The 24,837-nt window shown below is 32.9% G+C and carries 23 protein-coding genes and 3 tRNA genes; 14 read left to right on the forward strand and 12 right to left on the reverse strand.

What is annotated here, in order from left to right:
- Nucleotides 1-32: 32 nt before the first annotated feature.
- The 7 genes from Q0975_RS13305 to tgt form a co-directional block, all read right to left on the reverse strand.
- Nucleotides 33-1,013: a DKNYY domain-containing protein gene (locus tag Q0975_RS13305; RefSeq protein WP_299437416.1), complete on the reverse strand. Its 981-nt coding sequence runs from the start codon at nt 1,011-1,013 to the stop codon at nt 33-35.
- Nucleotides 1,014-1,114: 101 nt separating this feature from the next.
- Nucleotides 1,115-2,413, reverse strand: a complete 1,299-nt coding sequence (locus Q0975_RS13310; RefSeq protein WP_299437418.1) for an asparagine synthetase B — start codon at nt 2,411-2,413, stop codon at nt 1,115-1,117.
- Nucleotides 2,379-3,926 (reverse strand): replicative DNA helicase, encoded by a 1,548-nt coding sequence (gene dnaB / locus Q0975_RS13315; RefSeq protein WP_299437420.1) that lies wholly within the window; start codon nt 3,924-3,926, stop codon nt 2,379-2,381. Before dnaB ends, Q0975_RS13310 begins: the two co-directional genes overlap by 35 nt.
- Before the next feature lie 168 nt (nt 3,927-4,094).
- Complete coding sequence (locus tag Q0975_RS13320; RefSeq protein WP_299437422.1) at nt 4,095-5,048, reverse strand: acetyl-CoA carboxylase carboxyltransferase subunit alpha; 954 nt, start codon at nt 5,046-5,048, stop codon at nt 4,095-4,097.
- A gap of 72 nt (nt 5,049-5,120) precedes the next feature.
- Complete coding sequence (locus Q0975_RS13325) at nt 5,121-6,035, reverse strand: DMT family transporter (protein WP_299437424.1); 915 nt, start codon at nt 6,033-6,035, stop codon at nt 5,121-5,123.
- A complete protein-coding gene (locus tag Q0975_RS13330; RefSeq protein WP_299437426.1) occupies nt 6,022-7,092 on the reverse strand; it encodes an LptF/LptG family permease in 1,071 nt (356 codons plus the stop codon). The genes Q0975_RS13325 and Q0975_RS13330 overlap by 14 nt, the downstream gene beginning before the upstream one ends.
- Before the next feature lies 1 nt (nt 7,093).
- On the reverse strand, nt 7,094-8,224 hold the full coding sequence (tgt, locus tag Q0975_RS13335) for a tRNA guanosine(34) transglycosylase Tgt (protein WP_299437428.1): 1,131 nt from the start codon (nt 8,222-8,224) through the stop codon (nt 7,094-7,096).
- A 177-nt stretch (nt 8,225-8,401) separates the two neighbouring features.
- Here tgt and Q0975_RS13340 point away from each other — a divergent pair, with 177 nt between their 5' ends.
- The 3 genes from Q0975_RS13340 (at nt 8,402) to Q0975_RS13350 (ending at nt 11,036) form a co-directional block, all read left to right on the forward strand.
- Complete coding sequence (locus Q0975_RS13340) at nt 8,402-9,247, forward strand: transketolase (protein ID WP_299437430.1); 846 nt, start codon at nt 8,402-8,404, stop codon at nt 9,245-9,247.
- A 51-nt stretch (nt 9,248-9,298) separates the two neighbouring features.
- Nucleotides 9,299-10,252, forward strand: a complete 954-nt coding sequence (locus Q0975_RS13345) for a transketolase C-terminal domain-containing protein (RefSeq protein WP_299437432.1) — start codon at nt 9,299-9,301, stop codon at nt 10,250-10,252.
- 166 nt (nt 10,253-10,418) lie between these two features.
- Nucleotides 10,419-11,036, forward strand: coding sequence for a porin family protein (locus Q0975_RS13350; protein ID WP_299437434.1), 618 nt, complete (start codon nt 10,419-10,421; stop codon nt 11,034-11,036).
- Nucleotides 11,037-11,098: 62 nt separating this feature from the next.
- On the opposite strand, the gene Q0975_RS13355 is transcribed toward Q0975_RS13350, so the two are convergent.
- Nucleotides 11,099-12,325 (reverse strand): hypothetical protein, encoded by a 1,227-nt coding sequence (locus Q0975_RS13355; RefSeq protein WP_299437436.1) that lies wholly within the window; start codon nt 12,323-12,325, stop codon nt 11,099-11,101.
- A gap of 91 nt (nt 12,326-12,416) precedes the next feature.
- Here Q0975_RS13355 and Q0975_RS13360 point away from each other — a divergent pair, with 91 nt between their 5' ends.
- From Q0975_RS13360 to Q0975_RS13370, 3 genes are read left to right on the forward strand one after another with little or no spacing between them, the layout of a single operon-like run.
- The gene (locus Q0975_RS13360) at nt 12,417-12,806 is read left to right on the forward strand and encodes an RNA-binding S4 domain-containing protein (protein WP_299437438.1); all 390 of its coding nucleotides are present in this window, start codon (nt 12,417-12,419) and stop codon (nt 12,804-12,806) included.
- Nucleotides 12,803-13,384 (forward strand): methyltransferase domain-containing protein, encoded by a 582-nt coding sequence (locus Q0975_RS13365; RefSeq protein WP_299437440.1) that lies wholly within the window; start codon nt 12,803-12,805, stop codon nt 13,382-13,384. The genes Q0975_RS13360 and Q0975_RS13365 overlap by 4 nt, the downstream gene beginning before the upstream one ends.
- A 23-nt stretch (nt 13,385-13,407) precedes the next feature.
- The gene (locus tag Q0975_RS13370; RefSeq protein ID WP_299437442.1) at nt 13,408-13,908 is read left to right on the forward strand and encodes a phosphoribosyltransferase family protein; all 501 of its coding nucleotides are present in this window, start codon (nt 13,408-13,410) and stop codon (nt 13,906-13,908) included.
- Here Q0975_RS13370 and Q0975_RS13375 read toward each other — a convergent pair.
- Nucleotides 13,900-14,421 carry a shikimate kinase gene (locus Q0975_RS13375; RefSeq protein WP_299437444.1) on the reverse strand — a complete coding sequence of 174 codons (522 nt, stop codon included), beginning with the start codon at nt 14,419-14,421 and terminating at the stop codon, nt 13,900-13,902. The genes Q0975_RS13370 and Q0975_RS13375 overlap by 9 nt on opposite strands.
- Before the next feature lie 134 nt (nt 14,422-14,555).
- On the opposite strand from Q0975_RS13375, the gene Q0975_RS13380 reads away from it, so the two are divergent.
- From Q0975_RS13380 to Q0975_RS13405, 6 genes are all read left to right on the forward strand, one after another.
- Nucleotides 14,556-14,628: transfer RNA gene (locus tag Q0975_RS13380), tRNA-Lys, on the forward strand.
- Nucleotides 14,629-14,709: 81 nt separating this feature from the next.
- A tRNA-Lys gene (locus Q0975_RS13385) sits at nt 14,710-14,782 on the forward strand.
- A gap of 73 nt (nt 14,783-14,855) precedes the next feature.
- Nucleotides 14,856-14,939: transfer RNA gene (locus Q0975_RS13390), tRNA-Leu, on the forward strand.
- A 372-nt stretch (nt 14,940-15,311) separates the two neighbouring features.
- Nucleotides 15,312-16,364, forward strand: coding sequence for a Fe(3+) ABC transporter substrate-binding protein (locus tag Q0975_RS13395; protein WP_299437446.1), 1,053 nt, complete (start codon nt 15,312-15,314; stop codon nt 16,362-16,364).
- Between the two features lie 3 nt (nt 16,365-16,367).
- Nucleotides 16,368-18,005, forward strand: coding sequence for an iron ABC transporter permease (locus Q0975_RS13400; protein WP_299437448.1), 1,638 nt, complete (start codon nt 16,368-16,370; stop codon nt 18,003-18,005).
- A 6-nt stretch (nt 18,006-18,011) separates the two neighbouring features.
- Nucleotides 18,012-19,016 carry an ABC transporter ATP-binding protein gene (locus Q0975_RS13405; RefSeq protein ID WP_299437450.1) on the forward strand — a complete coding sequence of 335 codons (1,005 nt, stop codon included), beginning with the start codon at nt 18,012-18,014 and terminating at the stop codon, nt 19,014-19,016.
- Here Q0975_RS13405 and Q0975_RS13410 read toward each other — a convergent pair.
- From Q0975_RS13410 to Q0975_RS13420, 3 genes are all read right to left on the reverse strand, one after another.
- Nucleotides 19,013-20,095, reverse strand: a complete 1,083-nt coding sequence (locus tag Q0975_RS13410) for an imelysin family protein (RefSeq protein ID WP_299437452.1) — start codon at nt 20,093-20,095, stop codon at nt 19,013-19,015. The genes Q0975_RS13405 and Q0975_RS13410 overlap by 4 nt on opposite strands.
- Nucleotides 20,096-20,120: 25 nt before the next feature.
- Entirely contained in the window at nt 20,121-21,515 is a 1,395-nt protein-coding gene (locus tag Q0975_RS13415) for a di-heme oxidoredictase family protein (RefSeq protein WP_299437454.1), read from the reverse strand.
- 77 nt (nt 21,516-21,592) lie between these two features.
- On the reverse strand, nt 21,593-22,816 hold the full coding sequence (locus Q0975_RS13420; RefSeq protein WP_299437456.1) for an imelysin family protein: 1,224 nt from the start codon (nt 22,814-22,816) through the stop codon (nt 21,593-21,595).
- Between the two features lie 248 nt (nt 22,817-23,064).
- Here Q0975_RS13420 and Q0975_RS13425 point away from each other — a divergent pair, with 248 nt between their 5' ends.
- Nucleotides 23,065-23,448, forward strand: a complete 384-nt coding sequence (locus tag Q0975_RS13425) for a BlaI/MecI/CopY family transcriptional regulator (RefSeq protein ID WP_299437458.1) — start codon at nt 23,065-23,067, stop codon at nt 23,446-23,448.
- A gap of 154 nt (nt 23,449-23,602) precedes the next feature.
- Nucleotides 23,603-24,772 carry a M23/M56 family metallopeptidase gene (locus Q0975_RS13430; protein WP_299437460.1) on the forward strand — a complete coding sequence of 390 codons (1,170 nt, stop codon included), beginning with the start codon at nt 23,603-23,605 and terminating at the stop codon, nt 24,770-24,772.
- The last annotated feature ends 65 nt before the right edge of the window (nt 24,773-24,837 follow it).

The following is a 24,837-nucleotide window of genomic DNA, read 5'->3' on the forward strand; positions in this document are numbered from 1 at the left end:
TCATAGCCTTACAAAATATTACAAATTACTTATTACTTCTTACTTTTTACTATTTTGCCAGCTTCATATATGTGATTTTTATCAGAAAAAATATACTTGCTCTCATTATACTTGAACGTATTCACATCCGCTTCTTCAACAATTTTCCCGTTAAAAAAAACATGATCCTTATCCTTAGTATATCCATATTCTAATTCCTCAAACGTAGAAGCATCAACATCATCCATAATTAATCCATGATAATAAATATGATTATCAATTTTAATTAGAGAAGAATAATCACTAAAAAAGCGTATTTCTTCACTATTTTTAAATGGGAAACTAAATATCTTATTTGCACTATCTATATATACGTAAACATTCTTATCATCTCGAATACAGGAATTTGTTAATGAGATTACCTCTGAAATATTAGCATCTTCTATTTTTAATAGCGGCTTTCCATATCTATAATGATATACAGCCTTTGCATCCATACAAAATTGATAATTAATAACTTCAAAAGATTCATGAGCTACTTCTGTACATTTTATATTATTACGATATATAAAGTTTTTATCTTTTGCAAAATCAAATCCCAACTGCTCATAGGTTTCAGCATCCGCTCCTTCCAGAACTTTAAATCCTTCTGCATCTGAATCATCCAAATAATAAAGGTCATCCACTAATATATACACATGGTTTTTATCCATTGGCATAAATCCAGATTTTACCTGAAAAGATGGAACATGGATTGGAGAGTTTATTGCTCTGGATTTAAAATAAGCATATTCTTCATCTTTAGCATAATCTCTTCCCAAAACTTGAAAAGTAGCCATATCTACCTTCATTTCACGTTTTCCTAATGAAAACCAATTCCCCATTGGACTATATACAATTCCCTCTTTATCTCTTGTGTAATAATACGAATCCGATAATTCTTCGTTAACCAAATTCCCGAAGGGGTTAAGAAAGCGATATACTCCATAGATACACAAAGCACCTATTGATATAAACACAACGACTAGTATCATGATTATTTTTTTTGCCATTGGTTCAAAACTACAAAAAGTAAAATAGGAATATCACCCTATAAACAGTGATTATTAATAGTACCAATTAGCACAAAAATCTATTAGGTTTTTTGCTTCTTCTTTTTAGCAGCAGGAAAGAGAACATTGTTAAGAATCAAACGATACCCAGGAGAATTAGGATGTAATTCCAATTCTGTTTTTGGATCTCCTACTCGATGTTGATAATCTTCGGGATCGTGTCCACCATAAAAAGTAAAGAATCCTTTTCCTTTTATTCCATGAATGTATCTAGCTTCATTATTAGTTCTGTTTTCTCCCAGAACTAATACATTCGATTTAATTTCATTAGGATCATATGCTGTTGTCTGTCCCATAAATCCTTTTACCAAAGCAGTATGGTTCTGACAAAGCATAGTAGGAATTGGATCCCATTTTGCTGAAAAATCCATCAATGTAAAATAATCTGTAGTCTTAGAAATGCGTCGTTTTCGTGTCATATCAATAGAAGAGAACTCATATACATTGGGACTACGTTCTAATGTAAAATTCTTGAAAGCAAAAGTTTTAGTATAGTCTATTTTAGATTGATATCCTGGTTCACTAGGATCTCCATCGAACATAGGCTCACAAATATCAACACCTTCTGCGGCCAAGGCAATCTCAAAACTATCCGTAGCACTACACATAGCAAACATAAATCCACCTCCTACTACGTAATCTCTAATCTTTAACGCAACTCCTAATTTTTCTTGGGAAACTTTTTGATATCCTAAATCATTAGCTAGTTTTTCCGCATTCGCTTTTTCTCTTATATACCAAGGAGCTGCTCTATAGGAAGCATAAAACTTACCATACTGCCCTGTGAAATCTTCATGATGAAGGTGTAACCAGTCAAATAATATTAAATTATCTTCTAATACTTCCTTATCGTATATCGTTTCATATGGAATCTCAGCAAAAGTAAGAACCATTGTTACGGCATCATCCCACGGTTGATTCCCTTTTGGAGAATATACGGCAATTTTTGGAGCTTTTTCCAAAACAACAGCTTCCATATTCTTAGATGGGCTACTAATTTCTGCTAGAATTTCTTCTGTTTTAGCATTGCTTAATAATTCATAAGAAACGCCTCTTATAGTACATTCTTTCCTAATATTTTCTGTATCAGGTAAAAGAAAAGAGCCTCCTCTATAATTAAGTAACCACTTTACTTTAAGATCCTTACTAAGTGTCCAATACGTAATCCCATAGGCCTTTAAATGATTTTGCTGACCTTCAGCATCCATAGGTATTAATACATAGGAAGCATAGGATTGAAAAGAAAGAAAAAATAATAAACTATAAACTATAAACTTATACTTTATTTTAGAAAGGAACGTCGTCATCATCATTAGAATCATTTATGCTACTCCCGAAAGCCTCATCTGCACTAGGAAGATGTTTTGTACTAAAAGGATCTTCTTCTTCTTTACCGTCATTCATTTTAGAATGAAACTCAAAAGGAGTACTAAAGTCATCTAAGTTATCAAATTTACCTAAGTGACCAATGAATTTTAACCTTATATTTTCTAAACCACCATTACGGTGCTTAGCTACAATAAATTCTCCTTGACCTTGGGTAGGTGATCTTTCTTCATCATCCCATTCATCAATCTTATAATATTCAGGTCTAAATATAAATGCTACAATATCCGCATCTTGCTCAATCGCTCCAGATTCCCTTAGATCACTCAATAATGGACGTTTACTTCCTCCACGCGTTTCTACAGCACGCGATAGCTGCGATAATGCAATAACTGGTATATTTAATTCTTTTGCTAATGCCTTAAGGTTACGAGAGATTGTCGAGATTTCCTGTTCACGATTTCCGTTCTTACCACTTCCACCTGCAGTCATCAACTGTAAATAATCTATTACAATCATTCGTATTCCGTGCTGAGAAGCCAAACGTCTTGCTTTAGCTCTTAAATCAAATATAGAAAGAGAAGGTGTGTCATCTATAAAAAGTGGTGCTTTTTCTAAATCTTTTACTTTTACGTTAAGTTGTTCCCATTCGTGTTTTTCTAGCTTACCAGTACGTAATTTTTCTGAAGAAAGACCAGTTTCAGAAGAAATCAAACGTGTAATTAATTGTACAGAGGACATCTCTAATGAGAAGAATGCAACAGGAATATTAGCACCAACAGACATATTTCTTGCCATTGATAATGTCAAAGCTGTTTTACCCATACCTGGACGTGCCGCAACAATAATTAAATCACTGGGTTGCCAACCTGAGGTCAATTTATCTAACTTATCAAAACCAGAAGGCACACCACTCATTCCTTCTTTATTTGATATTTCCTGAATCTTTTTCTTAGCTTGAATTACTAAATTCTGAGCACTCTCTGTTGATCTTTTAATATTACCCTGAGTTACTTCATACAATCTCGACTCGGCCATATCCAAAAGATCGAAAACATCTGCAGTCTCATCATAAGACTCTTCAATAATTTCGTTAGATATTTTAATTAAGCTACGCTGAATATATTTCTGCAAAATTATACGCGCATGAAACTCAATATGTGCTGAAGATGCTACCTTTTGAGTTAGTTGTATAAGATAATATTCCCCACCTGCTAATTCTAATTTTGCATCTTTCTTAAGCTGACTGGAAACCGTTAATAAGTCAATTGGTTCTGAATTTTCGAAGAGTTTGAATATTGCTTCAAAAATGTATTTATGAGATTCTCTATAGAATACATCAGGATTAAGGATGTCGATAATTTCATCTACACCCTTCTTATCAATCATCATTGCTCCAAGCACAACTTCCTCTAAATCAGTTGCTTGAGGAGGTATTTTTCCTTTTTCCAGCGAAATTACGTTCCCCCGACCGTAATTAGATTGCTGAGTTTGCTGTACTTTTTCCATAACCACGAATGTAAAAAAATTGTAAAGAGGCGGACCTTATACAAAGGTAATGAATGTTCACCGGTCTTCAACAAATGGACTGTTGATAACTTAATTATATTGTTAATAAGCATAAAAAAATCTGAAGTCAAAAACTTCAGATTTTTGTGTCAAGTGATTTATTAGGGGTTAGCCTTTAAAGACTCCCATATTAGCATATTTATCCATACGCTTTTCAACCAATTCTTCTGGTGATAAGTTTTTCATCTCATCAAAAGAAGATAAAATTGTATCTCGTACGGTTTTGAATGTTTTTTCACGATCACTATGTGCCCCACCAAGTGGTTCTCTTACGATTTCATCAACTACTTTGAGTTTGGCACTGTCTTTTGCTGTTAGTTTTAATGCTTCTGCCGCAATTTCTTTTTGCTCCCAACTTCTCCATAGGATAGAAGAACAATTTTCTGGAGAGATCACAGAATACCATGCATTCTCTAACATTAATACTTTATCACCTACTCCTATTCCTAAAGCTCCACCACTAGCACCTTCTCCAATGATAATAACAATTATAGGCACCTTAAGACGAGTCATTTCCAGGATATTTCTAGCAATAGCTTCTCCTTGGCCTCTTTCTTCAGCTTCTAAGCCTGGATAAGCACCAGGAGTATCTATAAAACTAACTACAGGAATACCAAATTTTTCCGCACTTTTCATTAAACGAAGTGCTTTTCTATATCCTTCAGGATTAGCCATACCAAAATTACGATATTGTCTTGTTTTGGTATTATATCCTTTTTGTTGTCCTATAAACATGAAGCTTTGGTCTCCAATTTTGCCAAGACCTCCTATCATAGCTTTATCATCCTTAACATTACGATCTCCATGTAATTCTAAGAAAGAATCTCCACAGATTGCATTAATGTAATCTAAGGTATATGGTCTAGATGGATGTCTGGATAACTGGACACGTTGCCAAGCTGTAAGGTTCTTATATATTTCCTTTTTAGTCTCGTTCAACTTCTTTTCGATTTGCTTGCAGGTGTCAGTAACATCAACGTCACTTTCCGCTCCTATAGCGCAAGCTTTCTCAAATTGTTCCTCGAGTTCTTTTATGGGGAGTTCAAATTCTAAATATTCCATATCAAGAATATATTTATTTTATTTTAACTAGGGTTAGCGGACAAATATAAAACAATACTTGTTAAACTAGTATTAAGACCTTTGTCTTTTTATTTTTTTAATGTTTTTAAATATTCCATTTAGCACAACAGTGCCTAATATAATAAGGGCTCCGTAATAAAACCCAGGGTTCATTTTTTCTGAATCACCAAAAATAAAAAAAGCCAGTACTATTCCATAAACTGGTTCTAAATTAATTGTTAGCATCACTGTATAAGGACTTAAGTATTTCATTACCTGAACAGAACCAATAAAAGCATAGGCTGTACAAAAAGATGCCAAAATAATAAGGTATATCCAATCGGATGTTGACAATTGAAAGAAAGAAACAGAAAAACCATCATTCTCGTTTCCAAAAAAGGAAATCCCTATTAAATAGATGGTCACAAAACCTACTCCACTTAATAGTTCGTAAAAAGAAATCATCGACGGCGAATATTGTTGTGCTATTTTTCCGTTTATCAAAGAAAAAACTGAAGACAAAAATGCAGAACATATCGCATAAATAATCCCTAAAAAATAATCTCCTTCTACATTAAAAATAATGTATAAACCAGAAATCACCATAAGACCAAATACAACTTCATACCAAATTAATTTCCTTTTATAGAAAATTGGTTCTAAAATTGAAGTAAAAAATGCTCCGGTAGAAAGAACAGCTAAAGTTATAGAAACATTAGATACTTTTATTGCTGCAAAAAAAGTAATCCAATGCAATGCAATGATTGCTCCAGCTACACATAAAGTAACTAAAAGCTTTTTAGAAATGTTTATGGAAATTTTTCTGAAATAGATGTAGATATAAATAAACCCTGAAGCCATTAACATTCTATACCAAACTAAAGGCAATGCATCAATAGAGATCAATTCTCCTAGTATCGCTGTAAAACCCCATACAAATACGATAAAATGAAAGTGCAGATAGTTCTGAAGCTTAACGTTTGGCATTATACAATAGATAAATTGCTAAAATTCCAAAAGAAACATTCGGAAACCATACCGCTACTAATGGTGGAAAATCAGATTGGTTAGCCATAGTACCTAATACTTTATCAAAAAAGATGAAAATAAAGGCTAACGAAATACCTACAGCTAAGTTAATCCCCATTCCTCCTCTTCTTTTCATAGAAGAAACTGCCACACCTATTACTGTAAGAATAAATGCTGAAATAGGAATACTCCATCTTTTATAAGCTACCACTTTATAACGATTAATATCTGAAGACCCTCTTTTGCTTTCTTTTTCGATAAACTTACTTAATTGCATATAATTAAGTGTTTCCGCAACATAGGTTACTGGTGTAAATTCATCAATATTAAATGGCAAAACTGTATCCTTCTTTCTAGCTTTTTCTATAATATCCCCATCTTCCAATATAGTACGTTTTACAAAATCTCTTAATTCATAAATACTGTCCTTAGAGGTAATTGTTCTTGCTGAAATTTTAGTCACTAACTTATTTCCATCAAAGTATTCTAATGTAAAATTAGTTGCCTTTTTTTGAAGTGGTTTAAAATCATTAGCATACAAAAAAATACTATCGTTTAATTGTCTATATACATTTCTGGTTTCCTGAACTTTTTTACCCTTTTTTAGATAAGAATATTTAAATTCATTAAATCCCTGACTTGCCTTAGGTGCTAAAAACAATCCCATTGCTAACGCTCCTAAACAAATAATAATCGCTCCTATTATATAAGGTCTAAGGAATCTCCAAAACGAAACTCCAGAACTTAAGAAAGCAATAATTTCGGTTTTATTAGCTAATTTAGAAGTAAACCAAATCACTGAAAGAAAAACAAACAATGGGAACAATAGGTTTGCAAAATAGACCGTAAAATCAAGATAATAAGATACAACCGCAGTAAAAGGAACTTTGTGTTCCAACATATTATCAATCTTTTCCGAAAGATCTACTATGATACCAATAGGAATAAATAAAAGAATCATTGCGAAAAATGTTCCTAGATATCTTTTGAGTATGTACCAATCTAATATTTTCAAATTATAATCTTTTATCCATTTGTTTAACCATCATATTTTTCCAGGAATAAAAATCACCCGCCAAGATATGTTTTCTAGCTTCTCGAGTCAACCATAAATAGAAGCCTAAATTATGTATTGTTGCTATTTGTTTTCCTAATAATTCATTTACCGAAAAAAGATGTTTCAAGTATGCCTTAGAATACTCTGTGTCTACATATGTAATTCCCATTTCATCTATAGGCGAAAAATCATCTTCCCATTTTTTATTCTTCATATTCATTGTACCATGAGCAGTAAAAAGCATTCCATTACGAGCATTACGAGTAGGCATAACACAATCGAACATATCAATTCCCAATGCAATATTCTCTAATATATTAATAGGTGTTCCTACGCCCATTAAATATCTCGGTTTATCTTCCGGTAAAATTTCTGTTACTACTTCTGTCATTGCATACATTTCTTCAGCCGGTTCTCCAACAGACAATCCCCCTATTGCATTGCCTTGGGCTCCAGCATTAGCAATATACTCTGCAGACTGTTTTCTAAGGTCTTTATAAGTACTTCCTTGTACAATCGGAAAAAAAGTCTGATCATATCCATATTTAACCGGAATTTTTTCGAGATGTTGCATACATCTGTCTAACCACCTGTGCGTCATATGCATACTTCTTTTAGCATATCCATAATCACAAGGATATGGCGTACATTCATCAAAAGCCATGATAATATCTGCTCCTATAGTACGCTGTATTTCCATCACATTTTCTGGAGTAAACACATGATAAGAACCATCAATATGAGATTTAAATTTAACACCTTCTTCCTTAATTTTACGATTTGCAGATAAAGAATATACCTGATATCCTCCACTATCGGTAAGAATATTTCGATCCCAATTCATAAACTTATGCAATCCTCCTGCCTTTTCCAAAATCGGCGTCTGCGGCCTGAGATACAGATGATATGTATTTCCCAAAATAATATCAGGGTTAATATCATTTTTCAGTTCTCTCTGATGCACTCCCTTTACGGTACCAACAGTACCAACAGGCATAAAGATTGGAGTTTCAATAACTCCGTGATCAGTTGTTATTTTTCCAGCTCTTGCCTTGCTTTGAGGATCAGTAGATAATAGGTCGAATTGCATAATTTTTATTTCGTAGAGCGCAAAGATAACTAACTAAAACTACTTTGATAAAGTGAAGATTGCGAAAACTTTTCGTTATTAACAATAGTATCTTGATTAAAAGGTGATCAGACATTTTGCCACGGTTATCAAAACCTTTATTTTTGCGCCTTAATCATTAAGCCAATTAGCATAGCAATGCCAAAAACACAACAATTAGAAGATTTTGTAACTCAGGTTCGTAGAGATATTCTGCGACAAGTTCACAAAGTAAACTCAGGGCATCCAGGTGGTTCTCTGGGATGCACAGAATTTTTTGTAGCTCTTTATCAAGAAATTCTAGAAAGAAAAGATGGTTTCGATATGGATGGAAAAGAAGAAGATCTTTTTTTCTTATCTAACGGACATATCTCTCCAGTTTTTTATAGTGTATTAGCGAGAAGTGGGTATTTTCCGGTGGAAGAGTTAAACACATTCAGATTAATTAACAGTAGACTTCAGGGACACCCTACCACACATGAAGGTCTTCCGGGTATCCGAATTGCTTCAGGATCTCTTGGACAAGGAATGTCTGTAGCTATCGGAGCTGCGCAAGCAAAAAAACTGAACAATGACAACCATATTGTATACAGTCTTCATGGAGATGGAGAGTTACAAGAAGGACAGGTTTGGGAAGCAGCTATGTATGCTTCTGGAAAAAAAGTGGACAATCTTATCTCTACTATCGACCTTAACGGACAACAAATTGACGGATCAACGGATGATGTATTGCCTTTAGGTAGTCTTAGAGCTAAATTTGAGGCTTTTGGTTGGGATGTTATGGAAATTAAAGAAGGAAATAACATTACAGCTGTAATCGAAGGCTTAAAGGAAGCAAAAAGCAGAACTGGAAAAGGAAAACCAGTTTGTATATTAATGCATACTGTAATGGGTAATGGAGTAGATTTTATGATGCACACACATGCTTGGCACGGTAAAGCTCCAAATGACGAACAATTAGAAATAGGTTTAGCACAAAACCCTGAGACTTTAGGAGACTATTAAGGCATACAAAAGAGATTTCTGTAAAACAGAAATTACTTAAAAAAAATATTCATGAAAAAATATATAGATACAGGAAAAAAAGATACTCGCTCTGGTTTTGGAGTTGGTCTTGAAGTACTTGGAAAAACAAACGAAAATGTTGTAGCACTTTGTGCGGATCTTATAGGTTCTCTAAAAATGGATGCATTTATAGCAAACAATCCGGATCGTTTTTTTCAGATAGGAATTGCTGAAGCTAATATGATGGGAATTGCAGCTGGATTAACTATTGGAGGCAAAATACCTTTTACTGGAACATTTGCTAATTTTTCTACTGGTCGAGTTTATGATCAGATTCGTCAATCCATTGCTTACAGCGGGAAAAACGTGAAAATATGTGCATCTCATGCTGGTTTAACACTGGGAGAAGATGGTGCAACACACCAGATTTTAGAAGATATTGGGTTGATGAAAATGTTACCAGGAATGGTAGTAATAAATCCTTGTGACTTTAATCAAACCAAAGCTGCTACTATTGCAATAGCAGAATATGAAGGTCCTGTATACTTACGTTTCGGAAGACCTAAAGTAGCTAATTTCACTCCTGAAGATCAAAAATTCGAAATAGGAAAAGCTGTTCATTTACAAGATGGTTCTGATGTAACAATTGTAGCTACAGGTCACCTTGTATGGGAAGCATTAATAGCTGCTGAAGCTCTACATGCAAAAGGAATTAGCGCTGAAGTGATTAACATCCATACTATAAAACCACTTGATAACGAAGCTATCTTAAATTCGGTTAAAAAGACAGGTTGTATTGTTACTGCAGAAGAGCATAACTTCTTAGGAGGTCTTGGAGAAAGTGTATCTAGAGTACTAGCTCAAAACTACCCAGTTCCACAAGAGTTTATTGCTACTAATGATACTTTTGGTGAAAGCGGAACTCCAGATCAACTTATGGAAAAATACGGATTAAACGCTGAAGCTATAACAAACGCTGTAGAAAAAGTTATAAAGAGAAAATAACATTCAGCATTTAAACACAATTAATTCTTAGAGCCTTCCATAAAAAAATGGAAGGCTTTTTTATTGGTTATTAGAATAATCTGATGCTATTGTCGTTATAAAAGAAACACTGACCTCTACCAAAAAATAGTTAATTATTTTATTCATCTTTTAAAACTCATTTAAAATGAAAAATGTATTAGTGTTTTTAATTCTTTTCAACTCCTTCGGACTTATCGCACAAGAAAAAGGAATTAACTTCGGTGTAAAAGCTGGTCTTAATTATGGAGATAATGGTAAAATTGAATTCAATGATGTCACCAATGCTGGTAGTAATTTACTATCAGAAAATGCTGATGATCGCGTAGGTTATCACATTGGTCTTTTTTTAAGAGGAGATATTACCGAAAATTTTTATCTAAAACCTGAATTACAGTATACCCAGAACAGTAGTTCTTACTCTTTTAACAACAGAAAATTAGACTATAATCTAAAAAAGTTGGATCTACCTATTTTAGCAGGAATATACCTCCTAGGACCTTTACATGTTTTTGGTGGTCCTTCTTTACAGTACATTGTAGATAACGACTTAGAAGATGTACGATTAAGTGAAGTTAAAAACGAGTTCACTGTGGGTGTTCAATTTGGAGTAGGACTACAGATAAGACGTCTTAATATCGATCTAAGATACGAAAGAGGAATTAGCAAAAACCAAGCTCAGGCAATTGACGAAAATACTGGTCAGGCCATCAGAGTGGATTCCAGACCAAATCAATTTATACTAAGTGTAGCTTTAGATTTGTAATTTCCTAAAAATAATATTTAAAAAAGCCCGGTAAATTTACCGGGCTTTTTTAAATATTATTTTTAGTTTTTTTCATCAGAATCATCCGCATCTAGATGATTTTTTATTCCATCACCATCATCATCATAAAATGTTATTTCATCCAATTCAATAAAACCATCTCCATTAGCGTCATTAACTGTTATTTCATCTCTGGTTAATGTTCCATCATTATCATCATCTGCATCCAAATAATCTGGAACTGTATCAGCATCTGTATCATCGTCTTGATCAAAAACCAATCTATCACCATCAATATCTTCTAGATAAGAAGGTATTCCATCATTATCATGATCGGATTGATTAACTCCATATAACTGGATGTTAAAAATAAGTGGTGAATATAACGGAACTTCTCCACCAGGTGCAGAGGAAGAAAAATATCCTAAACCAGAAGGGAAAAAGACTGTGAAATTACCAAAATCCATATTATAAGTTGCCGTTCCATCTCCATTAGGATCTGGCATAATAAAATTAGAAGCTCCTTTAAAATCTACAATAGATTCTCTCCACCCTTCGATAAGTGCTAATTGATCAAACCATAATGGTGTAACAGCATTGTCAAATACTTTTCTGTCAAGATCATTATTATCTACTGGATCTTTCTGATCAATAATACCATCACCATCAGAATCGGTTTTCCCAGAATCCGTACCTGGTACATCATCATCATCTGCATCACTATCATCTGCAATTCCATCTCCATCTCTATCCGTTCTAACCTCATCATCAATTGAATCCGCTTGTCCATCACCATCCGCATCAACATCTGCTTCGTCTGGGATACCATCACCATCCTCATCTTGATTATCATAAAACAATTCACCTCTATATGTTACAAAGGTAGAATCTGCAAATGTAGGTTGACGTTCAGTTGCAGCACCACTATTTAAATTCAAAACATATATAGTATAATCTACATCTTGTTCTGTAGCAGTATCTTCTCTAGTAATCGTTTTAGTTTCAAGAAACCCTGAATCCCATATTGACGTTTCGCTACTATTGGCTCCAGCTATAGTGTCAAATTTTGTTACAGTATACTCAGGAATATTATCATTGTTTAAATCTACCCCAACTTCAGTATAAAAATGAGTTTTCAAATAGCTTTGAATTATTGGATCTTCATCTGCTTGTTGTTCTGCCCTGTCTCTAGGCGGAACACTCTCAATACCATTATCATCATCACCGCTACAGGCATAAAAGCCCGCCACAACAACACCTATGGCAAAAATATATCTTCTTATATTCATCTGATTGCTTTTTTGAAGGCGCAAGATACAATTTTCTTGTACTTTTGCTTAACTATTATTAGAGATAAAACGTATTTTTTAATCATTTTTTATGCGAGTTGATAAATATTTATGGTGCATCAGATATTTCAAGACACGTAGTATTGCTACAAAGGCTTGCAAAGAAGGTAAAGTTCGCGTTAATGGAGATATTATAAAACCCTCACGAGAAGTATACCCTACAGATAAAATAACCGTTCGCAAAAACCAGATCCACTATGAACTCGTTGTACTAGACACACCAAAAAGCCGACTTGGCGCTAAGCTAGTCGACATATATCGTAAAGACGTTACTCCAACAGAAACGTTGCAAAAACTTGATCTTTTAAAATACTCCAAGGAATACCACAGAACAAAAGGTTTAGGTAGACCTACTAAAAAAGACAGAAGAGATATTGATGATTGGTTTGAAGAACCTACTGATAAGGATAGTGAAGAATGAATTTAGATTCACATTTCTGGAGTAAAAAATACAAGCAACATCAAACTGGATGGGATATCGGATATGCAGCTCCTCCGATTATTTCATATTTTAACCAAGTAGAGAATAAAAATATTAAAATATTAATTCCCGGATGCGGAAATGCTTATGAAGCAATATATTTATTTGAAAAAGGGTTTAGAAATATATACATATTAGATTTTGTAAAAGAAACACTCAATAAGTTTGAAGAAAAGGTTCCTGATTTTCCCAAATCTCAGATACTACATACCGATTTTTTTAATTTAGAAGATCAATTTGATGTCATTGTAGAGCAAACATTTTTCTGCGCATTATTACCTGATCAAAGAAACGAGTATGTTACTAAGATGAAATCTTTATTAAACCCAAAAGGAAAACTAATCGGTGTATTTTTTGATATTAAATTTGAAAAACTAGGCCCTCCATTTGGAGGTAATAAAGAAGAATATCAAGAGTTGTTCTCCTCTCATTTCAAAATTAAAAGATTAGAAAAATGTTATAATTCTATTCCTCCACGTATGGGTAACGAACTGTTTTTTATATTTGAAGTCAATTGAAGAAATTAATACTATAATTACTTATGCAAGCTAAAAACAATATTATCCTAACTCACGAACAAATTCAGCATAAGATTAAGCGGATTGCCTATCAAATTTACGAGACGAATGTAAATGAAAATGAGATCATTATTGCTGGTATTGCTGAAAACGGTTTCATTTTTGCGCAACGCCTAAAAACTATTTTAGAAGACATTTCTGATATTGCTATTACTCTATGTAAGGTCACAATGGATAAATCTTCTCCTCAGAATACTGTTGAAACTTCGATTTCGGCATCAGCATATGAGAACAAATCACTTGTTTTAGCTGATGATGTTCTAAATTCTGGTACTGCTTTGGTTTATGGTGTAAAACATTTTCTAGATGTTCCATTAACCAGATTCAAAACAGCGGTTTTAGTAAATCGTAATCATAAAAAATATCCAATTAAGGCAGATTTTAAAGGTATTTCCTTATCCACTTCATTGCATGAGCATGTAAACGTCACCTTTGGAGAAAATGATCTTGCGATACTAGAATAAAGCTTTTTGCGCTTCCACTACAATTTCTTCGACTGTTTTATCGTCAGTAGAAATCACAAACTCTGCCTGATTATAGTAAAATGATCGTTCAAAAAGATGTTTCCGAATAAAATCCTTAAGATCATCTTTAGAAGTTATATGTGCTATTAATGGCCGTTTTTCCTTTTCCAAGAATAATCTATTAACTAATTCCTGTAAAGAAGTTTTTAGATAAACACTCTTAGCGCTTTTATTATTTTTGATTAATTCTAGATTCCCTGCAAAACAAGGAGTCCCTCCACCTAAAGAAATTATAGAATTGTTTTTGGTTTCTAGAACCTCTTTTAGATATAAATTTTCTTTTTTTCTGAAATATATCTCTCCTTTATCTTGAAAAATTTGATTTATTGATTTTTTTTCTTGAGTTTCAATATAATCATCCAGGTCAAGACAATTCATTTTCAATTTAAAAGCTAAATCCCTGCCAATGGATGATTTACCAGATCCCATATACCCCAATAAAATGATGTTCATAAATTAAAATTTAAATTATTTATGCCTAAAAAAAAGGGCATTTAAAATAAAATGTAAATTTATATTAAATTCTTCTTGAAAAATAAATTAATGATAGTATATTTGCACCCGCATTCAAGGAAAAAAGAATGTATGACCTGGTAGCTCAGTTGGTAGAGCATCTCCCTTTTAAGGAGAGGGTCCTGGGTTCGAGCCCCAGCCCGGTCACAAACAAATGAATAATGATTAAGTTTTAATGATTATTTATTAAAAAGTTCTTTTAAAATATTTGATAATTAATTTATCAATGACCTGGTAGCTCAGTTGGTAGAGCATCTCCCTTTTAAGGAGAGGGTCCTGGGTTCGAGCCCCAGCCCGGTCACTAAAAAAAGTATCACATTTCCCTGTGGTACTTTTTTAGTTTTATAGTATATTATAATTATGCATCTAGTTTTGCCCAGGTGCTGGAATTGGTAGACAGGCATGGTTGAGGGCCATGTGTCCATTAGGGCGTGTGGGTTCGACTCCCATTCTGGGCACTTTTATTTTTATTCCTCAAAATAAATACACGTCGTTTGGTCATTTTCTTTATTCTAAACGTTTATCAAGAATACAAATTTTTCAATTTTGAATTAAAAACCCCTGAATTTTTAGGGTAATTGACTTTTATAGTATTAGCTAAAACATCCGTCTGATAAATTCATAAAAACATTCCCGCTATTAAGATTTGTTCTAAATAAATTTGCCGTTTTAAGTGAGAGCACTACTTTTGCAAAAAAAATCCTTTAAATAATAAAATTAAACATATTTATTATTCACCTCATGCTATTTTGGTTGGCTGGTGATGACGGATTATGCAAAACCTTACTATTTTCTAACACGAATTACTATACTATTAAATATCATAACAAATGAAATACATTTATCTACTAATAACATTACTTATCGTATCGTCTTCATGCAAGAACGATAAAAAAGGTCAAGATTCTCAAGAAAAAACAATCGCAAAAAAAGAGGTTGTTAATGTATATACGCATAGACACTATCCGGCTGATCAAGAATTATTTGCCAATTTTGAAAATCAAACAGGCATCAAGGTGAATGTAGTAAATGCTAAAGCAGATGAATTAATTCAGAAAATGTCTGAAGAAGGAGAGCAATCACCTGCAGATGTTTTAATCACTGTAGATGCAGGAAGATTAGTAAGGGCAAAGGATAAAGATTTATTACAATCTATTGACTCTAAAAAATTAAATGAAATTATTCCAACTAATCTGAAAGATGAAAATAATCAATGGTTTGGCTTAACAAAACGAGCACGTGTTATTGTATATGCAAAAGATAGAATTAAACCAGAACAATTATCAACCTATGAAAACCTAGCTTCATCAACATGGAATAAAAAAATATTAATCCGATCTTCCGGAAATATTTATAATCAATCTTTACTAGCTTCTATAATAGCAAATAATGGAGAAGAATCTGCAAAAGACTGGGCTACCAAAATAGTAGCAAACATGTCTAGATCTCCAAAAGGAAATGACAGAGATCAAGTAAAAGCTGTCGTAGCTGGAGAAGGTGACATTGCAGTAGTAAATACTTACTATATTGGTAAATTACTAAATTCCAAAAATCCTGAAGAAGTTAAGGCAGGTAATGGGGTTGGAGTCTTTTTTCCTAATCAAGAAGATCGTGGCACGCACATTAATATAAGTGGTGCTGGAGTAGCTAAATATGCCCCAAATAAAGATAATGCAATCAAGTTTATTGAGTTTTTAGCTAGTGCTGAAGCTCAAGAAGTATTTGCAAAAGCCAATTATGAATACCCTGTAAACAAAAAAGTAAAACCTTCAGAATTGCTTCAATCTTGGGGATCATTCAAAGAAGATACATTAGCACTATCTTTATTGGGTAAAAACAACAAGAAAGCTGTCATTCTTTTTGATGAAGCTGGTTGGAAATAAATTTTGAAATTACTTAAGGATATATATTTAAAAAGAGATACTAACAAATGGTCAATATTTACATTGGCCATTGTTGTTTGTATTGCCATACCTATTCTCACTATATTTTTTAAATTATTTTCTGGACCAGGTGAAACCTGGTCACATCTAGTAAAGCATGTGCTAGCTGATTATATTCTTAATTCAATATGGTTAGTTATAGGGTGCTCCATATTGACTTTGTTTTTTGGCGTTTCTTCTGCTTGGATAGTTAGTAGATATGAAATCCCTTATCGAAAGTTTTTAGAGTGGATGTTAATTCTACCTTTAGCTATTCCATCATATATAACAGCCTATGCATATGCCGGAATATTTGATTATGGAGGCTCCCTGGAAATACTAATGAAAACAATCGGTATTTCTTCATTCAAGTTAGATGTCATGAATATTTTTGGGCTTATACTTATTTTAAGTCTTTCTTTATTTCCATACATATATGTAAGCGCCAGAGCCATATTTCTATATCAATCAGGAAGACTTATAGAAGCCTCAAAGCTATTAGGTGCAACTGAGCGAGGTACATTTTTTAAAATTGTTTTACCTGTAGCCAGACCTGCTATTGTAGGCGGATTAATACTAGTTTTAATGGAAGTGCTAAATGATTATGGCGCTGCAAAATATTTTGGCGTTAGCACATTCACTACTGGTATTTTCAGATCTTGGTTTTCTCTAGGAGAACCATCAACAGCAGTATATCTATCTGCGATACTTCTTTTTGTAGTATTTATCCTTATTTACCTGGAACGTCTTCAGCGTGGAGCTAAAAGTTATTACAATTCTTATAAAAGTAATAACATACTAAAGAAAAAAACTGTCACTACAAAAAGACAGTTATTGTTATTATGTATTGTTAGTATTCCGATAGTATTTGGTTTTATAATTCCTCTTTCGCAATTAATTTATTGGTCATTCTTAACCTATAAAGATGTTATATCATCTTCATTTTTCATTATTGCGCTTCAAAGTTTAGGTATTTCTTTTTTAACCGCTTTTTTTACGGTATTCACAGCATTAATGATATTATATTTCCCTAAATGGAACCGATTAAAAGCATTAAAAAAGGTTTCTAGAATAACAATCTTAGGGTATGCAATACCGGGCGCAGTTATTGCAGTTGGAGTAATGATTCCTTCCCTTACGCTAGATAAGTGGTTCATAAAAATCGTAAAAGATTTATGGAATATCAAGATAGGATTACTAATCAATGGTACCATTTTAGTTCTTTTATATGCCTACGTTATTCGGTTTCTAGCTGTTGCGTATAATCCAATAGAAGCGAATCAATTAAAAATAGGAAAATCACTATCAGAGTCTTCTAAATTATTAGGAAAAGGAAACATTAGAACATTTTTTAATATAGAATTACCTTTATTAAAATCAGGTGTGATTGGTGCTTTTATTTTAGTTTTTGTTGATGTAATGAAAGAACTACCATTGACACTCATCTTAAAACCTTACCACATAAACACCTTAGCTGTTAAAGCATACGAGTATGCCAGTGATGAGCTTATTATGGAATCAGCCTTACCTTCGTTATGTATTATAGCTACCGGTATCGTCCCCATAATAATACTAAATCGATTGATATTAAACGAAAAATAAAACTGGGTGAGTAACATTTTAAAAATAAAACAATTATCAAAATCTTTCAATAATGGAAAAGATTTGGTTATCAACGATATCAATTTATCAGTTAAAAAAGGTGATACAATTGCTATTGTAGGCGAAAGTGGTAGTGGAAAAACTACACTCACTCGATTAATCTCTGGGTTAGAAACTCCTGATAGTGGTACAATTAGTATCAATAATACTGAAGTTGCTTCTGAGCATAGTTTTATTCCTCCTGAGAAACGAAATGTTGGACTTGTTTTTCAAGATTATGCATTGTTTCCTCATCTAACTGTTTTTAAAAATATTGCTTACGGCCTTTCTAAATCAGAGAACAAGAAAACAAGAGTCTCTGAAATGTTAACATTAGTAAACTTAACTGGCTATGAAAATCGATATCCACACCAATTATCTGGAGGACAGCAACAAAGGGTCGCTCTTGCACGAGCATTAGCACCAAAACCTAAACTACTATTACTTGACGAACCATTTAGCAATCTAGATGTAATGCTGCGAGTTCAACTTAGAAATGAGATTTTTGATATTATAAAAAAAACCGGAGTTACTGCCATATTTGTAACACATGACACACAAGATGCTATAGCTATTGCTGACAAAATTATAATATTACAAGAAGGAAAAAAAATACAAAAAGGGTCTATCAAAAAACTATACAAAAAACCTAAAGATTATTATGTCGCCTCTCTTTTTAGTACAATTTCGCAATTATCAGAAGAGGATTTAGCCTGTTTCGGATACAATACAAAAGAAGAAAACAAAAAATACGCAATTCGAGTTAATCAATTTAAAATCAACATCCCATCAGATTTCAACCTGAGTATAAAAATTAACAAGACTGTTTTTATGGGAGATCATTTTATGCACACCACTACGCTACCCAACAATACTGTACTAAACTTTACATCCGAAGATAAATTAATAGATCAAGTAACTATTGGGTTTGACACAGATACAATTTTATCCTTTACTAAAAAAGATTATTAATCTCCATCATTATCTGTAGAAGTAATGATTATAGACAAAACACTTCTTACATCCACACTAAATAATATTCCAAGTTCATCTAATTTTTTGTGTAATACCTCCACTTCATTTGGATTAGTTGTAATTGCTTCAAATAATGACACTGGTATTCCGTCTATAGATTCATAGATCTCATCAATCTTATTTTTAATAGCATTGTTCAACTCATTATTCTTAATAACCGAAAAGACATAATCAGAGATTCCTAATCCATTGGTTTTAAAATAAACCCGTTCTACACTTTGTATATTTTCTCTCAAAATCTCTAGAGAAGAGTTACTAAAATATGCTTGGGTAAGTTCTGGGTTAGTGTTTTCTGAATTCTCTAACCCTGCTGGTTTTCCAATTTTTGTAACTTTACCCGTATCTATAAGATTAAATAAACCATTGTAAAGTCTATTAAAAGAACCATCAATTGCTGTAGCTTGACTATTAACAAACACGCTTGCATAATCTTCTCCAGATTCTTCCCACACATTTAATAATCGACTTGCTTGATTTTTTAATTCTAAAGCTATAAATCTTAAATAATTCTGTCTATTATCTGATAGTGTAAATTCCTGGTTTGTATTCCCCAAAGAATCTTTAAAAACCAAATATTCTAATCCTGATAACGTTTTAGCTTGAGGACTAATAGATGTTATTAGTTCTTCATTAATTTCTGTATTGTCAACAATAAAACTTTCTATCGCGTTAGGTAGCGTTGGCCAATTGTATAACGCTTGATGAAAAAATCGATCTCGTACTTCCCCTATATTGAAAGCGTAAATAGAAGCATATGCAAGTGCAGTGCTTTTCCATTGATTTCTTACCGTTACCAAATTAGTTTCATTAATATCGTTAAGATATACCTCAACAGCCAAATTAAGAGCATCAGTTTGATTCTTAAATTCGTTTACAGAAAGTAGAATATTATTTGTAGCTACATCGTCTAAAAACTCTCTTACTTCAAAATTATTTGTATTCGTTTCTGGATCGTCCTCATTACAAGAAATTATACAACCGATAAGTACTAAAAATATGATTTGTATTTTTTTCATTTTAATAGCTATTGTTTCAATCTAATTATAAAGAGTTTATAAAATCAATCAATTGTTCTCTTTCTTCTTGAGCAAGATTTACAAAATCTTGTTTACTCTGTCCTGCTTCTCCTCCATGCCAAAGTATGGCTTCTTCGACATTTCTTGCTCTACCATCATGTAATAAAAATGTATGATCATTTACTGTAGCAATTAGTCCTATTCCCCAAAGAGGTTGGGTTCGCCATTCTCGGCCATCCGCCTTAAAATCTGATCTATTATCTGTCAATTCTTCGCCCATATCATGTAATAAGAAATCAGAGTATGGTTTTATTGCAATGCCTCCTAATAAAGGACTAAAAGGAAAGCTAGTGGTTTTCTGATTAATAGCATGACATCCTATACAGTTCAATTCTTCAAAAATTTTCTTTCCTTTAAGCACTGACTCGTCTTTAAAATTTCTTCTATTAGGCACCGCAAGGTTAGCTTGATAAAATTGCACATTTTCTAATTGCGTATCCGTTACCTCTGGTTCTCCTCCATTAGGCGCTTGCATACAATCTAATTGTGGAGACGGACAGTTATTCTCTGGAAACATAGATGTAGTCAATCCCATATCACCATGAAAAGCAGAAGTAATCTGTTGTTTTAATGTTGGAGAGTTCGCTTTCCAACCATATCGCCCCAATTGCAGACTATTAGCTTCAACATCCCAAACATAATTTGCTTTACCCGATATACCATCATCATCTGCATCAAACTCATCTTCAAATTTAGTAATCTCAGTATCAGGTAATGCACTTATAAAACCCAAACCGATTGTCTGTTGAGCAACTCTAGGAGACATCAGCACATTGTTTAATGCACCGAATTGCGCATCTACAATAGTATAAATCGGTTTTTGAAGTTCATATGAAGTACCATCAGAATAAGTCCCCGATATCGTTTCATAACTAACATTTACTTTTGCTTCGTAAGGGATTCCATTATTAGCTCTATCCTGTATTTGTAACCCATATTCCGGTACTGGATTCGCAAAACCCAAAGCACCCTGTCCAGCCAAGCTAATACGCATTAAAAAACCTCTAGATGTAGCTCCATTTTCTAATGGACGACCTCTTCCGTCTTTAAAATGACAAGCAGCACAAGCACGTGCATTAAATGTGGGACCTAATCCATCTCTTGCCGTAGTAGATGCTGGAGACGAAACCCAAGATTGATTAAACAAAGAATTACCAGTTGCAAATTTAGCTTGATCCTGAAATGATAATCCTTCAATTTCAAAACCAAAAGCATTACCACTTGTAGAATTCACACCCAATACTCCAGTTAATAACTCTTCACCTTCCTCGTACAAAACCTCTGAAACATCTATGTAATCATCATCTCCTGAACAAGCTATACTTAATACAACAATTAATAGCAAAAAATACTTTTTCATCCTTAAAATATAAAAACCAACAAGTCCTAAATATGATATTTAGGACTCATTAGCGAAAACTAATTTTCAATATAAAACTATAGGCTAATTCCTATTGTTGTTGCCGACGCACTAATAATATCTGCCCATTCTTGTAATGCTATAACACTTTGTAAAACAACTCCTGGAGTTGTATCGGTAGTATTCTCCTGTGTTATTAAGAAATCAAAAGGCTGTGCATTATTAGCAACTGCATTTACCTTTTCTATAGCATTATCAGATGCGTCTTTTAATACTTGCGCTTGATTCTCATCTGCTTGTTTTACTAAATCATAAAATGAAGCTCCAGAAATAGTCGCATATTGACCAAAGATCACATTATAAACTCCTTGTGCGTTAGCGAATATGTCTCGATCTGTATTGTCAGAAAAACAAGAATGTTCATCTTCCTGACCAGAAGCATCAATACCATCAACAGAATTTAAAGGAGCGATAATTCTTTCTGAACTTAATTCATCTCCTGCAATAAAAAATGCGCCATTAATTAACTGCTTTAATGCGACATCCTCATCTAATGCTAAGAAAACCTCGTTATAAGTTCCTCCGACATTCCAAGTATCCACAAGCTTTTTAAGGTCATTCACTAAAAGGCTTGTTACCACTTTAAGGTATTCTCCTCTTCTATCAGCATCATCTGCTGTTGTATAATCTGTAAACAATCTCAAACCTGCTTGATTTTCACTCGGGTTTGTATTATCCTGTCCCCATAGTAGAAATTCAATAGCATGCCAGCCAGTACTTATAGATTTATCACTATCTTCTTCGTTTAATGAAATAAGAGTAGCTTCATCGATAGTTATACTTGTATTACTAATGATACTTGTATATGTACCCGCAAATGGTTCAGTTCCAGCTTCAATATAATCTACATAGCCTTCATCTATTGGCCAAGCATTTAGTTGTCCTTCATTTCCAATTCCCCAAGGTGCGGATGCAGATTCGTCGGTATCAATAGGGCCATTAGCTTCCCTATATGCTTCTGTCTGGCCATACGCTTCTCGAACATTTAGCCAAGCTGTTTTTGCTAATTCAAAATTAACTTCTGATGGTGTATCTACAAAAGTATTAATAGCTGTTTCCATTGTTACAGCCCCGTTATAACTATCAAGGTAAGATTGATATACTAGATTACTATAATTTGCTATTACAGCTGATTTTGTAACTGGATTAACCGTTGTTCCTTGATCATCATCATTAGAACAAGAAAATATACTTGCCAAGATTGTAGCTGAAAAGAATAGGTTAGTTAGTGAGTTTTTCATTACTTATTATTATTTAGACTTAATTTAAATAGAGTGCAAATATATTCAGCTAAACATATAAAACAAATTTATTTAGATTAAATATAAATAACAAAGTGTTAAATTTTAAATTAAGAAACAAATACCAAAAACACATAATTATCTTAAAACCAATAACATAAAATAAAATATGTTTAAATATTACTAGAAAGCTAGTATTATTACTATATTTATAGTTTTATTACTAAAAACATAGTTATATTTGCAATATGAAAGACCTAACTAAGGCAGAAGAACAGATTATGAGATATCTATGGAAGCTCGAAAAAGCATTCTTAAAGGATATTGTTGAACAGTTCCCTGAACCTAAACCCGCTTATACGACTATATCAACAGTTATTAGAACTTTGGTAACCAAAAATTTTATAAGTTTTACAACATACGGAAGAATAAAAGAGTATTATCCTCTTGTTTCTAAGGAGGTATATTTCAAAAATCATTTTAAAGGAGTAGTAAAAAATTTCTTCAGTGGCTCTATAAGTAAGTTCGCCATGTTTTTTACTAATGATGAGGATTTAAATGTATCGGAATTAGAAAAAATGAAACTTCATATTCAAGAAAAAATAGATGAACTAAAAAAAGAGGATGAATAATTTTTTAATATATCTAATTCAAGTAAGTTGTTGCTTAGGTGTATTATACACTGCGTACTACTTACTCTTCAGAAAGTTAACTTTTCATAAAATCAATAGAGTTTTATTGCTTCTTTTATTACCAATTTCTCTATGTTTTCCGTTTCTAAACCAAATGGAGATTCCCATTACCAACCAATCGATAGTAATACCAGATTTTGATGAGTTTTTAGAGTTGAGTCAAATAATAAATGAAGATGTTCAGACAGATATTGAATATCTTGAAAAGGAATGGGATCCAATTCATTTGCTGTCTTTAGTTTATGGTGTGGGTATGTTTATTTGCCTGCTAAGATTACTACTGCCTATTTCACAATTATACAAATTAAAGAAAAGATCTAAAACTTTCGTTAAAGATGGGTTTTGTTTTATTGCTGCAGACACGCCCACTATATTCTCCTGTTTTCGTTGGATTTTCATCCCAAAAGATAAAATAAATGCAATTGATCAGGCAATACTTGAACATGAGAAGGTTCATGTAAAACTTGGACACACTATCGATCTCATGCTAACCGAAATATATTTAGTTGTATTCTGGTTTAATCCTTTTTCATATTTATTTAAGAAATCTATTAGGTCCATTCATGAGTTTCAGGCAGATAAATTAGTTATCAATAATCAAATCAAAAAATCACATTATTTGGAACTCTTGATTAAAAATCTGGGAGCAAAACAAAACGTACAATTACATAGTTATTTCAATCATTCATTAATCAAAAAACGAATAGACATGATCACAAAAACCAATTCCAATCAAAAGAATATTATCAGGTATGCCTTCCTACTCCCGATACTGGCAATACTTTTTATGGCATTTATGAAACCTGAACTTAGTACTACCCATATTACAGAATCGGTAATAACTGAAGAAATCATAATCAACATTCCTCCATCTATCTTTCCTATTCAAAATGGATCTGTAGATGACATTACTGCTATTTATGGTCCTGGATTTAATCATCCCATAAAGAAAAAGAAAGTATTTCATCATGGAATTGATATTAGAGCTAAAGTAGGAACTCCTATTCTAGCTACTGGAGATGGTACTATTGCCACTGCAAAAAACAAGGGGAATTGGGGGAATCTAATAATTATTTCTCACGCAGACGGTTATCAAACCTGGTACGCACACCTGCAAGGTTTTAATATTGAAGAAAACCAGCAAGTCAAAAAAGGACAAATCATAGGTTATAGTGGAAATACCGGATTATCTACTGGACCTCATCTTCATTATGAAGTACAGCGTAATGGAAAAAGATTAAATCCTATGGATTTTCTTAAATAAGAAAAATAAAATAAGAAAAACAGGCAAGTATAAAAAATACCCTTGCCTGTTTTAACATATAAAAC

Source organism: uncultured Aquimarina sp. (genome assembly GCF_947500065.1).
Lineage (GTDB): Bacteria > Bacteroidota > Bacteroidia > Flavobacteriales > Flavobacteriaceae > Aquimarina.

Coding starts and splice junctions, on each gene's coding strand:
- Q0975_RS13350 (WP_299437434.1), top strand. CDS start 10,419: ATGAAAAATGTATTAGTGTTTTTAATTCTTTTCAACTCCTTCGGACTT.
- Q0975_RS13355 (WP_299437436.1), bottom strand. CDS start 12,325: ATGAATATAAGAAGATATATTTTTGCCATAGGTGTTGTTGTGGCGGGC.
- Q0975_RS13425 (WP_299437458.1), top strand. CDS start 23,065: ATGAAAGACCTAACTAAGGCAGAAGAACAGATTATGAGATATCTATGG.
- Q0975_RS13410 (WP_299437452.1), bottom strand. CDS start 20,095: ATGAAAAAAATACAAATCATATTTTTAGTACTTATCGGTTGTATAATT.
- Q0975_RS13345 (WP_299437432.1), top strand. CDS start 9,299: ATGAAAAAATATATAGATACAGGAAAAAAAGATACTCGCTCTGGTTTT.
- Q0975_RS13325 (WP_299437424.1), bottom strand. CDS start 6,035: ATGCCAAACGTTAAGCTTCAGAACTATCTGCACTTTCATTTTATCGTA.
- Q0975_RS13370 (WP_299437442.1), top strand. CDS start 13,408: ATGCAAGCTAAAAACAATATTATCCTAACTCACGAACAAATTCAGCAT.
- tgt (WP_299437428.1), bottom strand. CDS start 8,224: ATGCAATTCGACCTATTATCTACTGATCCTCAAAGCAAGGCAAGAGCT.
- Q0975_RS13365 (WP_299437440.1), top strand. CDS start 12,803: ATGAATTTAGATTCACATTTCTGGAGTAAAAAATACAAGCAACATCAA.
- Q0975_RS13420 (WP_299437456.1), bottom strand. CDS start 22,816: ATGAAAAACTCACTAACTAACCTATTCTTTTCAGCTACAATCTTGGCA.
- Q0975_RS13415 (WP_299437454.1), bottom strand. CDS start 21,515: ATGAAAAAGTATTTTTTGCTATTAATTGTTGTATTAAGTATAGCTTGT.
- Q0975_RS13375 (WP_299437444.1), bottom strand. CDS start 14,421: ATGAACATCATTTTATTGGGGTATATGGGATCTGGTAAATCATCCATT.
- Q0975_RS13305 (WP_299437416.1), bottom strand. CDS start 1,013: ATGATACTAGTCGTTGTGTTTATATCAATAGGTGCTTTGTGTATCTAT.
- Q0975_RS13395 (WP_299437446.1), top strand. CDS start 15,312: ATGAAATACATTTATCTACTAATAACATTACTTATCGTATCGTCTTCA.
- Q0975_RS13310 (WP_299437418.1), bottom strand. CDS start 2,413: ATGATTCTAATGATGATGACGACGTTCCTTTCTAAAATAAAGTATAAG.
- Q0975_RS13320 (WP_299437422.1), bottom strand. CDS start 5,048: ATGGAATATTTAGAATTTGAACTCCCCATAAAAGAACTCGAGGAACAA.
- Q0975_RS13360 (WP_299437438.1), top strand. CDS start 12,417: ATGCGAGTTGATAAATATTTATGGTGCATCAGATATTTCAAGACACGT.
- Q0975_RS13430 (WP_299437460.1), top strand. CDS start 23,603: ATGGAGATTCCCATTACCAACCAATCGATAGTAATACCAGATTTTGAT.
- Q0975_RS13340 (WP_299437430.1), top strand. CDS start 8,402: ATGCCAAAAACACAACAATTAGAAGATTTTGTAACTCAGGTTCGTAGA.
- dnaB (WP_299437420.1), bottom strand. CDS start 3,926: ATGGAAAAAGTACAGCAAACTCAGCAATCTAATTACGGTCGGGGGAAC.